Origin of the sequence: Rhodococcus sp. MTM3W5.2 (assembly GCF_001984015.1) — a bacterium.
GTDB classification, from domain to species: domain Bacteria; phylum Actinomycetota; class Actinomycetes; order Mycobacteriales; family Mycobacteriaceae; genus Rhodococcus_G; species Rhodococcus_G oryzae.
The window spans coordinates 2,295,078-2,307,446 of the sequence record NZ_CP019572.1 but is presented as its reverse complement, the minus strand read 5'-3'; the positions used below and the strand labels follow the sequence as shown (position 1 = coordinate 2,307,446).

At 69.6% G+C, this 12,369-nt stretch carries 13 protein-coding genes and 1 pseudogene; 6 read left to right on the top strand and 8 right to left on the bottom strand.

The window, feature by feature from the left end; translation table 11 throughout:
• Positions 1-6: 6 nt before the first annotated feature.
• The 6 genes and pseudogenes from rbfA to rimP all read right to left on the bottom strand — a co-directional run bounded on the left by rbfA (position 7) and on the right by rimP (position 5,903).
• Positions 7-480 (bottom strand): 30S ribosome-binding factor RbfA, encoded by a 474-nt coding sequence (rbfA, locus tag BTZ20_RS10580; protein ID WP_077041329.1) that lies wholly within the window; start codon positions 478-480, stop codon positions 7-9.
• Positions 481-580: 100 nt separating this feature from the next.
• Positions 581-871, bottom strand: a complete 291-nt coding sequence (locus BTZ20_RS10575) for a DUF503 domain-containing protein (protein ID WP_077041328.1) — start codon at positions 869-871, stop codon at positions 581-583.
• Positions 872-949: 78 nt separating this feature from the next.
• Complete coding sequence (infB, locus tag BTZ20_RS10570; RefSeq protein WP_077041327.1) at positions 950-3,811, bottom strand: translation initiation factor IF-2; 2,862 nt, start codon at positions 3,809-3,811, stop codon at positions 950-952.
• Between the two features lie 135 nt (positions 3,812-3,946).
• Complete coding sequence (locus BTZ20_RS29765; RefSeq protein WP_411269122.1) at positions 3,947-4,069, bottom strand: hypothetical protein; 123 nt, start codon at positions 4,067-4,069, stop codon at positions 3,947-3,949.
• Positions 4,070-4,298: 229 nt separating this feature from the next.
• Positions 4,299-5,329: pseudogene (gene nusA, locus BTZ20_RS10560) on the bottom strand (transcription termination factor NusA).
• A gap of 4 nt (positions 5,330-5,333) precedes the next feature.
• Positions 5,334-5,903, bottom strand: coding sequence for a ribosome maturation factor RimP (gene rimP, locus BTZ20_RS10555; RefSeq protein ID WP_077041326.1), 570 nt, complete (start codon positions 5,901-5,903; stop codon positions 5,334-5,336).
• Between the two features lie 163 nt (positions 5,904-6,066).
• Here rimP and BTZ20_RS10550 point away from each other — a divergent pair, with 163 nt between their 5' ends.
• Positions 6,067-6,582, top strand: a complete 516-nt coding sequence (locus BTZ20_RS10550; RefSeq protein ID WP_077041325.1) for a hypothetical protein — start codon at positions 6,067-6,069, stop codon at positions 6,580-6,582.
• Complete coding sequence (locus BTZ20_RS10545; RefSeq protein WP_077041324.1) at positions 6,579-7,037, top strand: ferritin-like domain-containing protein; 459 nt, start codon at positions 6,579-6,581, stop codon at positions 7,035-7,037. Before BTZ20_RS10550 ends, BTZ20_RS10545 begins: the two co-directional genes overlap by 4 nt.
• Positions 7,038-7,048: 11 nt before the next feature.
• Here the strand turns inward: BTZ20_RS10545 and BTZ20_RS10540 are convergent, their stop codons facing one another.
• Positions 7,049-8,482, bottom strand: a complete 1,434-nt coding sequence (locus tag BTZ20_RS10540) for a DHA2 family efflux MFS transporter permease subunit (RefSeq protein ID WP_077043616.1) — start codon at positions 8,480-8,482, stop codon at positions 7,049-7,051.
• Positions 8,483-8,628: 146 nt separating this feature from the next.
• Here BTZ20_RS10540 and BTZ20_RS10535 point away from each other — a divergent pair, with 146 nt between their 5' ends.
• From BTZ20_RS10535 to BTZ20_RS10520, 4 genes are all read left to right on the top strand, one after another.
• Positions 8,629-9,252 (top strand): TetR/AcrR family transcriptional regulator, encoded by a 624-nt coding sequence (locus BTZ20_RS10535; RefSeq protein WP_083742617.1) that lies wholly within the window; start codon positions 8,629-8,631, stop codon positions 9,250-9,252.
• A 115-nt stretch (positions 9,253-9,367) separates the two neighbouring features.
• Entirely contained in the window at positions 9,368-9,868 is a 501-nt protein-coding gene (locus BTZ20_RS10530; RefSeq protein WP_077041322.1) for a nuclear transport factor 2 family protein, read from the top strand.
• Positions 9,865-10,713: an SDR family NAD(P)-dependent oxidoreductase gene (locus BTZ20_RS10525; RefSeq protein ID WP_077041321.1), complete on the top strand. Its 849-nt coding sequence runs from the start codon at positions 9,865-9,867 to the stop codon at positions 10,711-10,713. Before BTZ20_RS10530 ends, BTZ20_RS10525 begins: the two co-directional genes overlap by 4 nt.
• A gap of 146 nt (positions 10,714-10,859) precedes the next feature.
• Positions 10,860-12,170, top strand: coding sequence for a condensation domain-containing protein (locus BTZ20_RS10520; protein WP_145982270.1), 1,311 nt, complete (start codon positions 10,860-10,862; stop codon positions 12,168-12,170).
• A gap of 35 nt (positions 12,171-12,205) precedes the next feature.
• Here the strand turns inward: BTZ20_RS10520 and BTZ20_RS27215 are convergent, their stop codons facing one another.
• The gene (locus BTZ20_RS27215) at positions 12,206-12,358 is read right to left on the bottom strand and encodes a hypothetical protein (protein ID WP_189636628.1); all 153 of its coding nucleotides are present in this window, start codon (positions 12,356-12,358) and stop codon (positions 12,206-12,208) included.
• Between the last annotated feature and the right edge of the window lie 11 nt (positions 12,359-12,369).

Here is a 12,369-nt window from a genome sequence, read left to right as displayed (position 1 = left end):
CGGGCCCTAGTCGTCCTCGCCGGCCCGGTCGTCGTCCTCGTCGTCCACCGAGCGCGGCTCCTTGTACGGATCGGCCTCGCCCGCATGCGTTGCGTTCGCCCTGGCACGGGCCACCTCGTCGTCGGCCGCGCGGGCCTTGGCGAGGAGCTCCTCCATGTGCCGGGCCGTGTCGGGCACGGTGTCGGCGACGAAGGTCAGGGTCGGGGTGAACCGGACGCCGGTACCCGCGCCCACCTTGGAGCGCAGCGATCCGGTGGCCTTCGCGAGGCCGGCCGCGGCACCCTCGTAGTCGGGCTCGGTCTCGAGGTCGACACCACGAACCGTGTAGTAGACGGTCGCGTCGTGCAGGTCCGCGGTGACCTTGGCATCGGTGATCGTGACGAAGTCGAGGCGCGGATCCTTGATCTCGCCCCCGATCGCCGACGCGACGATCGTCGCGATGCGCTTCGCCAGCTTGCGCGCTCTCGCCGGATCTGCCATGACGGGATGTCCCTTCTCGAAATCATCGGACGGCAGTGCCGTCGATGTGTCCTGACGGCACCGCCGTCGTGAAGCCATTCAATTCCATGCGGACACCGAGTCAATCCTCGGGTCCGAAGATCCTTCGCCGTACCGCGAGCAACTGCAACTCGGGTCGGCCCGCCACATGACGCTCGCAGGTGTCGAGCACCTCGGTGAGGTGGCCGACGTCGGCGCTCGCGACCGCGACACCGAGCAGTGAACGCCGATACCAGTCGTGCTCGCCGGTCTCGGCAACGGACACCCCGTATCGGGCCAGGGCGGCGATCACGGGCTTGACCACAGACCGCTTCTCCTTGAGCGAACGCACGTCGCCCAGCAGGATGTCCAGCTCAAGAGCACCGAGATACAACGAGCCCTCCCGTCGGTCTGCCCAGTGCGCGCCCCGCCGACCAGCGGTCGACGGGGCGCGCACGAGGTGTCACACTGCTCAGTCGCGCGGCTTCTCGCGAAGCTCGTACGCCTCGATCACGTCACCGACCTTGATGTCGTTGTAGGTGACGGTCAGGCCGCACTCGTAGCCCTCGCGGACCTCGGTGACGTCCTCCTTCTCCCGCTTGAGCGAGGAGATGGTGACCGTCTCCGCAACCACGACGCTGTCGCGGAGGAGGCGTGCCTTGGCGTTGCGCTTGATCGACCCGGAGGTGACCAGGCAGCCGGCGATGTTGCCGACCTTCGAGGAGCGGAACATCGCGCGGATCTCCGCCTTGCCCAGCTCGACCTCTTCGTAGATCGGCTTGAGCATGCCCTTGAGGGCCTTCTCGATCTCGTCGATGGCCTGGTAGATCACCGAGTAGTACCGGATGTCGACGCCCTCGCGGTTCGCCAGCTCCGTTGCCTTGCCCTCGGCCCGGACGTTGAAGCCGATGATGATCGCGTTCGAGGCCGAGGCCAGGTTCACGTTCGTCTCGGTCACGCCACCGACACCGCGGTCGATGACGCGCAACTGCACCTCGTCGTCGATCTGGATGCCGAGCAGAGCCTCCTCGAGCGCCTCCACGGTGCCCGAGTTGTCACCCTTGAGGATGAGGTTGAGCTGACTCGTCTCCTTGAGCGCTGCATCGAGATCGTCGAGGCTGATCCGCTTGCGGCTGCGTGCGGCCAGCGCGTTGCGCTTACGCGCATTGCGACGATCCGCGATCTGCCGGGCGATGCGGTCCTCGTCGACCACGAGCAGGTTGTCGCCTGCACCGGGGACCGACGTGAAGCCGACCACCTGGACGGGACGCGAGGGCAGCGCCTCGAGCACGTCGTTGCCGTGCTCGTCGACCATCCGGCGAACGCGTCCGTAGGCGTCGCCCGCCACGATCGAGTCGCCGACCCGCAGCGTTCCGCGCTGGATGAGCACGGTCGCGACGGGGCCGCGGCCACGGTCGAGGTGCGCCTCGATGGCGACACCCTGGGCGTCCATGTCCGGGTTGGCGCGCAGATCCAGGGAGGCATCCGCGGTCAGCAGCACCGCTTCCAGGAGGGCATCGATGTTGGTGCCCTGCTTGGCCGAGATGTTGACGAACATGGTGTCTCCGCCGTACTCCTCGGTGACGAGGCCGTACTCGGTGAGCTGCTGGCGGATCTTGTCGGGGTTTGCCCCCTCCTTGTCGATCTTGTTCACCGCGACCACGATCGGCACGTCGGCCGCCTGGGCGTGGTTGATCGCCTCCACCGTCTGCGGCATGACGCCGTCGTCGGCCGCGACCACGAGGATCGCGATGTCGGTGGCCTTCGCACCACGGGCACGCATGGCCGTGAAGGCCTCGTGACCCGGGGTGTCGATGAAGGTGACCAGGCGCTCGTTGCCGTCCAGCTCGGTCAGCACCTGGTAGGCGCCGATGTGCTGGGTGATGCCGCCTGCCTCGCCCTCACGGACGTTGGCCTTACGGATCGTGTCGAGCAGTCGGGTCTTACCGTGATCGACGTGGCCCATGACGGTGACCACCGGCGGACGGGACTCGAGGTCCTCCTCGCCACCGGCATCCTCGCCGTAGGTCAGGTCGAACGAGTCGAGCAGCTCGCGATCCTCGTCCTCCGGGCTGACGACCTGGACGACGTAGTTCATCTCGCCGCCGAGCAGCTCGAGGGTCTCGTCGTTCACCGACTGCGTGGCCGTGACCATCTCGCCGAGGTTGAACAGCGCCTGCACGAGTGCTGCGGGGTTCGCATCGATCTTGTCTGCGAAGTCGGACAGCGACGCGCCGCGGGCGAGACGGATGGTCTCGCCGTTGCCGCGAGGCAGCCTGACGCCACCGACTGCGGGAGCCTGCATGCTCTCGTACTCGGCGCGCTTCGCCCGCTTCGACTTACGGCCACGACGAACGGCACCACCGGGGCGACCGAACGCGCCTGCCGCGGCACCGCGCTGGCCGGGACGGCCACCGCCGCCACCGGGACGACCGCGGAAACCACCGGCGGGAGCGCCACCGGCGGGAGCGCCCGTGCCTGCACCTGCGCCGGGAGCTCCGCCACCGCGGTATCCGCCGCCACCGGGCGGACGACCGCCCGGACCACCGGGACGACCGCCGCCGCCGGGCCTACCGGCACCGGGAGCGGGACGAGCCGAACGAGACGGCATGGCACCCGGGTTCGGGCGAGGAGGCATCGAGCCGGGGCTCGGACGCGGGCCACCCTGGCCGGGAGCCGGACGGGGACCGCCCTGACCTGCGGCCGGACGCGGTGCGCCGGGCGCGGGACGGGGACCGCCCTGGCCGGGAGCCGGACGCGGGGCACCCGGACGGGGTGCACCAGGGGCCGGACGCGGCGCGGGACGCTCGGCCGGGGCCGAGGAGTACGGGTTGTTACCGACGCGCGGCGGCTTCGGGCCGGGCTTCGGACCTGCGGGGGCCGCAGGAGCGGCAGGAGCCGCGCTCGCGGCGGGTGCCGCAGGCGCTGCCGGAGCCGCGGGTGCGGGGACCGGCGGGGCCGCCGGGACCGGTGCCGCAGGCGCTGCCGGACGCGGTGCCGGCTGCTGGGCGACGGGGGCCGGGGTCGGCGCGGCCGGGGCCGCGGGGGCGACCGGCTGAGCCGGAGCTGCCGGTGCGGGTGCAGCCGGCTTCGGGCCGGGGCGCGGGGCACCGGGCTTCGCCGCGCTGGGCGACGGGGTCTTGGGCTTTGCTGCCTCGGCATCTGCCGACTGTGCGCCGGGGAATGACTCCCTGATGCGCCGTGCAACCGGGGCCTCCACGGTGGAGGACGCCGACTTCACGAACTCGCCTTGCTCCTTGAGCCTCGCGAGTAGTTCCTTGCTTGTGACACCGAGTTCTTTTGCCAACTCGTGCACGCGGGCCTTGCCTGCCACTGCTCTCCTCACTGAGAGGTCGAGCGCGGCTGGGTGCCCGCACGACCTCGGGTTATCTCCGATGGACGATCATCGCTGGTGCTTCACGGTGTGCTCATGATGTGTTTGCCTGACTTCTCGAGAGGTACTGCTCTGTTATGGGAGCGATTCGATCATGTGATCGAGGGCCGCCGTGTCCAGGCTTCCGGACACTCGCAGTGCTCTGCCGAATGCTCGGCGCTTCTCGGCCTGACTCAGACACTGCGGGTCGGGGTGCAACCAGGCACCTCGCCCGGGAGTCTGCGTCGCGGGTCGGGCACCAGCGTCCAGCCTTCCGGCTGCACCTCTCGCGCAACGATCCTCAGCAGATCAGCGGCCAACGCTTGTTTACGGCATCCGATGCATGTGCGGACCGGTTTCCCGGGTTTCGCACGCGCCTGTACCGAAAGCTCACGCTGAGCCATTGACCACTCTACCGCTGTTCGGGCCAGTTTCCCGCATGCCGCCCCTAGACACGCGAGGAAGCGGGTCCGGCAGGCCGATCCTGGGAGGGTTCGGCGTCGCTGCGGATGTCGATTCGCCACCCGGTCAACCGCGCTGCCAGGCGGGCATTTTGCCCTTCCTTGCCGATGGCAAGGGACAACTGGAAATCGGGGACGACCACCCGGGCTGCACGCGCATCCGCGTCCACGACTGTGACCGACACCACTTTCGACGGGGAGAGTGCGTTTCCGACGAACCGGGCCGGATCCGGGTCGTAGTCGATGATGTCGATCTTCTCGCCCGCGAGCTCGCTCATCACATTGCGCACCCGCTGACCCATCGGGCCGATGCACGCACCCTTGGCATTGAGACCCTGGACGCGCGACTGCACCGCGATCTTCGACCGGTGACCGGCCTCGCGGGCGACGGCGATGATCTCGACCGAGCCGTCCGCGATCTCCGGGACCTCGAGCGCGAACAGCTTGCGGACGAGGTTCGGGTGCGTCCGGGACAGGGTGATCTGCGGGCCACGCTGGCCGCGGGTGACGCCGACCACGTAGCACTTGATCCGCTCGCCGTGCTCGTAGCTCTCCCCCGGCACCTGCTCGGCGGCCGGGATGATGCCCTCGGCGCCACTGGCCTCGCTGCCGATGTGCACGACGACCATGCCGCGGGCGTTGGCCCTTGTGTCGCGCTGGATGACGCCGCCGACGATTTCGCCTTCGTGCGTGGAGAATTCACCGAAGCTGCGCTCGTGCTCGGCGTCGCGCAGACGCTGCAGGATCACCTGGCGAGCGGTGGTCGCCGCGATCCGCCCGAAGCCCTCGGGGTGTCGTCGATCTCTTCGCCGATCATGTTCCCGTCGGCGTCGACGTCATGGGTCATGACCCGGACGACACCGGTCTTGGTGTCCACGTCGATCCGCGCGTGCGCGTGGTGGCCCTCGGTGTGCCGGTACGCGGTCAGCAGCGCGGTCTGGATCGCCGCGATGATGGTGCCTGCGGAGATTCCCTTCTCCACCTCGATCGCGCGCAGCGCGGCAATGTCGATATTCACTTGTCTACCCCTCTACCTCTTCATCAACCTGAAAATCTGTCTCATCGATCTGCGCCGAGGCCACCCGACCCTCGGCCACGCCACCGGCCAGTTCGAGCTCGCGCTCGTTCGGGGGCGAGAACTCCACCTGCACGACCGCCTTGTCGATGTCCGCGAGCGCGATCTCGCGCACCGACGGTCCGCCCTTGCCGGGCAGCACGATCGCGATCACGCCGTCACCGAGGAGACCGATGCGACCGGTCACGCTCTCGTCGGCGAGGTCGATCTTGACCTTGCGACCCCGCGCCCGGCGCCAGTGCCGGTCCTCCGTCAGAGGCCGGTCGATCCCGGGCGAGGTGACCTCGAGCGTGTAGGGCGCCTCCCCGAATTCGGGTGTCGCGTCGAAGGTCTCGGAGATCGTCCGGCTGAGCTCCGCGACGTCGTCGAGGTCGAGTCCGGTGTCGCTGTCGATCATCACCCGGACCACACTGTGCTTGCCCGCGAGGGTGACCGCCACATCCTCCAGGTCGTATCCCTGGCGATGAACCAGATCGGAGAGAAGCTCGATCACCCTCTCCTTCGGCGGAACCGGCATCAGTGGAGCTCCCTCGTTCAGTTGTGGTCGGCAGGCCTCGTGTGCACAAGTCGTGCGCGCCCGAAATGGTTTCCGGCGCGATGATCAAGGATATCGCGCATTTGACCGCTCCGTGACCAGCCTCGGTCGTCGCGATCGACGGGGCACCTGCCAAGATGGTCGGGTGCCTGTAGCCGTCACCCCGTCACCGATCTCCCGGCGTTCGGCCTTCCGGATCGCGGGCGCCGCGTCGGTCGGACTGACCGCGCTCGCGCTGTCCGCCGGGTGCACATCCGACTCCTCCGACCGGGACTCCGCCGAACCCGATCCGTTGATCTCCGCGGCGGAATCGGCGCGCAGGGACGCGGCCACCGCGACCGCCGCGACCGCCCTCGCGCCCGAGCGGGCCGGGGCGCTGAGCGTCATCGCGAGCGAGCGCGGCGCCCACGCCGACGCACTCTCGGCGGAGGTCGCGCGCGCGGCCGGGGTCGATCCGACCGCGATGCCCTCACCCAGCCCGACGGGCTCCCCCACGGAACCGGCACCGCCCCCACCGACCGTCGACGAGTTGCGCACCCAGCTGGCCACTTCCCAGCGCGATGCCGCGGGCCTTGCCCGTCGCCTGTCCGGTTACCGGGCCGGCCTACTCGGTTCGATCAGCGCCGCCATCGCGGCAGAGCAGGCGGTGTTGCTGCTATGACCTCACCCAGCCCCACATCGTCACTCGGTCCGGAGCAGCAGGCCCTGTCCGATGCGCTGCGCGCCGAGCACGCCGCCGTCTACGCCTACGGCCTGATCGCCGCCTTCTCGAACCCCGCCCGGATCGGCGACATCACGACCGATGCGGCGGCCCACCGGGCCAGGCGCGACGCCACCATCGATGCGCTCACCGCCGCCGGGGTCCGTGCGCCCGCGGCCGACTCGGGCTACACCATGCCCTTCCCCGTCGTCGATCCGATCTCCGCGATCCAGTTGGCGGCGGCGGTCGAGGCCGATACCGCGGTCGCGTGGCGGTCCGTGATCGAGCGGGCCGAGTCCGAGCACACCCGCCAGGCGGCGGTCGACGCACTGACGGAAGCGGCTCTGCGCGCGGCGAATTGGCGCGCGATCCTGGGAACGGCGCCGCCGACGGTGCCGTTCCCGGGCCAGCCCTGACCGACCTCCGGCTAGACCTGCTGAGCCTGCCGGCTCGGCATGAACAGTGCCGCGATGATGGCGACCCCGACGGCGCCCGCGCCGACGAGCAGCGCTGGCTGCAGTCCCTCCGCGTAGCCTGCCGGGGTGAGGCTGCCGCCGTTGCCGAGGAACACCGCCGTGAGGATCGCGATGCCGAGCGCGACGCCGATCTCCCGGATGGTGGAGTTCGCGGAGCTGGCGGTCGCGTGGTCCACCTCAGCCATGTCCGCGAGCACCGCGGTCGCGCTCGGGGCGAAGGTCAGCCCCATGCCGATGCCTGCCATCACGAACGCGGGCACCATCTCGCCGTAGGCGGCGCCCGGCTCGAGCAGCTGGGACATCCACACCAGTGACGCCGCCTGCAGGGCGAGACCGGCGATCAGCAGCGGCCGCAGACCGACCCGCGGCGCCAGGATGCCCGCGATGGGCGCCACCACCATCGGCGCGGCCGTCCACGGAAGGGTTCGCAGTCCGGCCTCGAATGGGCTGTACCCCATCACGATCTGGAGGTACTGGGCCAGCAGGAACACCGCACCGAACATGCCGAGCGTGAACGCGAGACCGATGATGTTGGCCATCGAGAAACTGCGCGAACGGAACAGCCGCAACGGCATCACCGGATTCGACGTCCGCGCCTCGCGGAACACGAACGCGGCGAGGGTGACCACGGAGCCGGCCAGCGCGCCCAGCACGCTCGCGGAGGTCCAACCGTCATCGTTGCCGTGCACGATTCCCCAGACACCGAGGAAGACGCCCGCGCCCGCCAGCACCACGCCGAGCACGTCGAGGCGCTCACGCCTGCCGCGGGATTCGCTGAGCGCGTAGAGAGCGAGCGGCACCGCGACCAGCGCGACCGGGACGTTGAGCCAGAAGATCGCCTGCCAGGAGACGCCGTCGACCACGGCCCCACCGACCACAGGGCCGAGCGCGACGCCGAGGCCGGACACCCCGCCCCAGACACCGATGGCCAGCGCCCGCTTGGAGGCGGGCACCGCACCCGCGAGCAGGGTCAGCGACAGCGGCATGATCGCGGCCGCGCCTGCTCCCTGCAGGGCGCGCGAGGCGATCAACAGCTCCGGCGTTGTGGACAGCGCGGAGGCGATCGAGGCGACCGTGAACAGCCCGATGCCGAACAGGAACATGCGCCGCCTGCCCCACCGGTCCCCGAGCGTCGCCGCCGACAGCATCAGCGTCGCGAAGCACAGCGTGTACGCGTTCATGAACCACTGCAGCTGCCCGACCGAGGCACCGAGATCCGCCTGGATCACCGGCAGCGCGCTGGTCATCACCAGGTTGTCCAGGGTCGCCATGAACATCGGCAGCGAGGCCGCGAGCATCGCCAGCCAGATCGGCACCCGGCGCCCGGCCCGTATTCGAGGCGGGCTCTCGATCAGGACATCGAGTTCATCGGTTGTTGCGGTCATCACCACTCCTCGAAGCGAAGATCTGACTTGTAAGCATCGAATGATTACTTAAATGAGAACGCTAAGGCATCAAGTGATAACCTGTCAACATGGCAGTGCAAGGCGGCTCCGCTGAGTCGACGAAGTCCCCCCGTCCCGCGACCCGGATGAGCGCACCGGAGCGCCGCGAGCTCGTGCTGGCCGCGGCCTCGCGGGCCTTCGCGCGCGGCGGCTACGCCGGCACCAGCACGGACGCGGTCGCCAAGGAGGCGGGCGTGTCGCAGCCCTACGTGGTCCGGATGTTCGGCTCCAAGGCCGAACTCTTCCGCGAGGTGTTCGCCCGCGCGCTGACGAGCATCGTGGCGGCCTTCGACGAGGAACTGGACCGGATCGCGGCCGAGCCGGGCGGCATCGATCCCCAGAGCGAGGATTTCTGGTCCCGGCTCGGCGCCTCCTACGGCGAGCTCATCTCCGACGGCGACCTGCTGCTGGTGATGATGCACGGGTTCTCCGCGGGCGGAACCCCCGAGATCGGCGCGCAGGCGCGGGCCGCGATGTCGGAGATCTACACCCAGATCCGCACCCGCACCGGGTGCACCCCGGAGGAGGCGCGGGAGTTCATCGCGAAGGGGATGCTGCTCAACGTCCTGCTCGCCATGCAGGCGCCCGAGCATTTCGACGAGGACCCGGCGCTCGCCGAGCTCTCCGAGTGCGCCTTCGGCCAGACCCTGGACGCCGCGATCTCGGGTTCGGCGGCCATCATGAACGCCGCCGCGGCCGCGCGGGGATAGCTCCGGCGCCTGCTCGTCTTTTGCCCGCAGTGTGGGAAGGGTTGCTGCGCGGTGTGACCCGGGCCACCTATCGTCCAGGTCACAGAAGATCAGTGACCAGAGAACGGGACACACCTTGGACCTCGCGCAACGGATCGCCGCCCTCGAAGAGATCGAAGCGATCAAGAACCTCAAGCACCGATACTGGCGGGCGTGCGACGGCAAGGACCCGAAGTCCTTCCGCGCCTGCTTCATCCGCTCGGGAGCGAACATCGACTACGGCCGGCTCGGCGCGTTCGACGACATCGAGCCGATGGCCGAGATCTTCGAGAAGATCGCCTTGCACCGGGTCGGCGGCAAGCACGTCATCCTCGACATGCACCACGGCCTGCACCCCGACATCACCATCACGGGCGAGGGCACCGCGACGGGGCGGTGGACGCTGCGCTTTCGTCAGTTGAACCTGCTCGAGAACACCGAGACCGTCTCGACCGGCGAATACGACGACGAGTACGTGCTCGAGGACGGCGAGTGGCGCATGTCGAAGTGCCACTTCACCGAGACCTGGTCGCTGACCCGCCCGCTCTCTCCCGACGCCGTGGTGTCCGAGGGCAAGTTCGCGGGGGTGGCGCAGTGAATGTTCATGAAGCAGCGAGTGAGCGGCGGGTCGCCCTCGTCACCGGCGCCAGCCGCAGCGTCGGCAAGGGCATCGCGCTTGCCCTCGGCTCGGACGGCTGGACGGTCTATGTCACGGCCCGTGGCGAGGTCGGGACCGACGGCCCGCTCGACGCGACGGCGGCCGAGGTCACCTCGCGCGGCGGCACCGGGATCGCCGTGCAGTGCGACCACACCGACGACGCGCAGATCGAGGCGCTGTTCGCCCGCATCGCCGACGAGCAGTCCGGACGGCTGGACCTGCTGGTCAACAACGTCTGGGCGCACCCAAAGGGTTTCGCCGGCTTCTCCGACCCGTTCTGGAAGCGTCCCATCAGCGACTGGGACACGCTGATCGGCGTCGGACTGCGCGCTCACTACGTCGCCAGCGTCGAGGCCGCCAAGCTCATGGTCCCGCGCGGTTCCGGCCTGATCGGCAACATCTCCTCGTTCGGCACCCGCGGCTACCTGCATTCGGTGCTGTACGGGATGTCCAAGGCCGGCCTCGACAAGATGGCGGCGGACATGGCGGTCGAACTGAAGGGCACCGGCGTCACGGCCCTGTCCTTCTGGCCCGGACTGGTGCGCAACGAGGCGATGCTGGCGAGCGGGATGGAGAGCTTCGCCGGGTTCCCCCTCTCCGAGGCGGAGACCCCCGAGTTCATCGGCCGGGTGATCGTCGCCCTCGCCAACGACCCGGAGGTCGGCAAGCTCAGTGGGAGCACCCAGATCACCGCGGAGACCGCCCTCGAGTACGGGATCACCGACGTTGACGGCGCCCAGCCTGCCTCGCACCGCGCCGCGTTCGGTGGCGGTCCCCTGTTCTGACGCCGACGACACCCAGGGTGGTGAATCCATCACCCTGGGTGTCGCCCGCCCCACCGCTTGGGGGCCTGTCCGCGCCCTCCCCCTCCGACGAGACTTTGAGACCAGAGCAGTTCCGGTCACCGAAGTCCGAGTCGAGGGAGAGTTTCGTGAACCAGCCAGTGCAGCCCGCCAGCATCTCCGGTTGTGGCGCAAGGACGCGGGTCCTCCCGCTCTCCGCCGCCGCGCACTCGGTCTGGTTCTCCCAGCGCGTCTCCGGTGACGCACCGATCTCCGTCGCGCAGTACGTCGACATCCGCGGCGCGCTCGACGTCGACCTGCTCATGGACTCGGTCCGATGGGCGGGACGGGAATTCGGGGCGGGACGGCTGCACGTGGTCGAGGTCGACGGGTTCCCTTACCAGGCCCTCGCCGCCGCCGACGACGACTTCGTCGCCACGGTCGACTTCCGCGGCCGGGTGAACCCGGTTGCCGCCGCACAGCAATGGATGCGCGAAGAACAGTCCCGCCCGGTCGACATGTCGGCCGACCAGCTCATCGTCGCGGCCGTGCTGCGGATCAGCGAGGAGCACACCTACTGGTACGTGCGGGCACACCAGGTCGCCCTCGACGCGTACGGGCTGCGCACACTGATCGAACGCTCCGCCGAGCTCTACACCCATGCATTCGTCGGCGCCGCCGCCAGCCCGTCCGAGGCCCTCGACCTCGAGGCAGTGGTGGCATCCGACGCGACCTACCGGACATCCGACCGTTTCGAGCGCGACCGCGAGTCCTGGGCCGAGCATCTCGCGGGCGTCCCGGATCCGGTCACGTTCGCAGGCGCGGCGGCACCGGCGCAGTCCGAGCCCCTGGTGATCGGCGGCGAGCTGGCGCCCTCGGGCCCCGGTGCCGCCCTGTCGGCGCCGACGGTGGTCGCCGCGTTCGGGGCCTTCCTGGCGCAGCACACCGGGCGAGACGAGGTCACCGTCACGCTCCCGACCCCCGCCCGGGGCACCGCGGCACTGCGGCGCTCGGGTGGATCGCTCGCCAACGTGGTCCCACTGCGTCTGTCCTCGGGCGCGGGGATGACGGTCGGTGACGCGAGCATGGCGGCAGGCCGGGAACTCGCGGGTGCGCTGAGTCGTCAGCGGTACCGCCAGGAGGACATCGCACGCGAGGTCGGCGTGATCGGCGACCGCGCGGCCTCCTTCGGCCCCACCATCGAGCTGATGCTCGCCGACAGCGAGGTCCCGCTCGGACCGCTGGACGGCGCACTCCACGTCCTGACCACGGGCCGGGTCGACGACCTCACCGTCCGGGTCCGCCCGGGCGCGGTCGAGGGCGCCACCCGGATCGACTTCCTGGCGAACCGGGACCTGTACTCGGAGACCGAACTCCGCCGACTGCACCAGCGGTTCCTGGTCTTCGTCGAGGGCTTCCTCGCCGCGGACGCGGACAGCCCGGTGTCGACGGTCGCCTGACCTGACGCACCGGGAGTGCGGTCGGCGCCGGCGGATCAGGCCGCGAGTTCTTCGATGTTGTACTTGATGTTTCTGTCGCTGATGAGCAAGGCGAATCCGAGTCCGAGGGCGGCGCCCGCGAGTCCGAGCATGATGAATCTTCTCGCTGAATGGCTGGTTTCCTGGCCCGTGCGTACGGGGAAGGTCATCACCGGAAGCC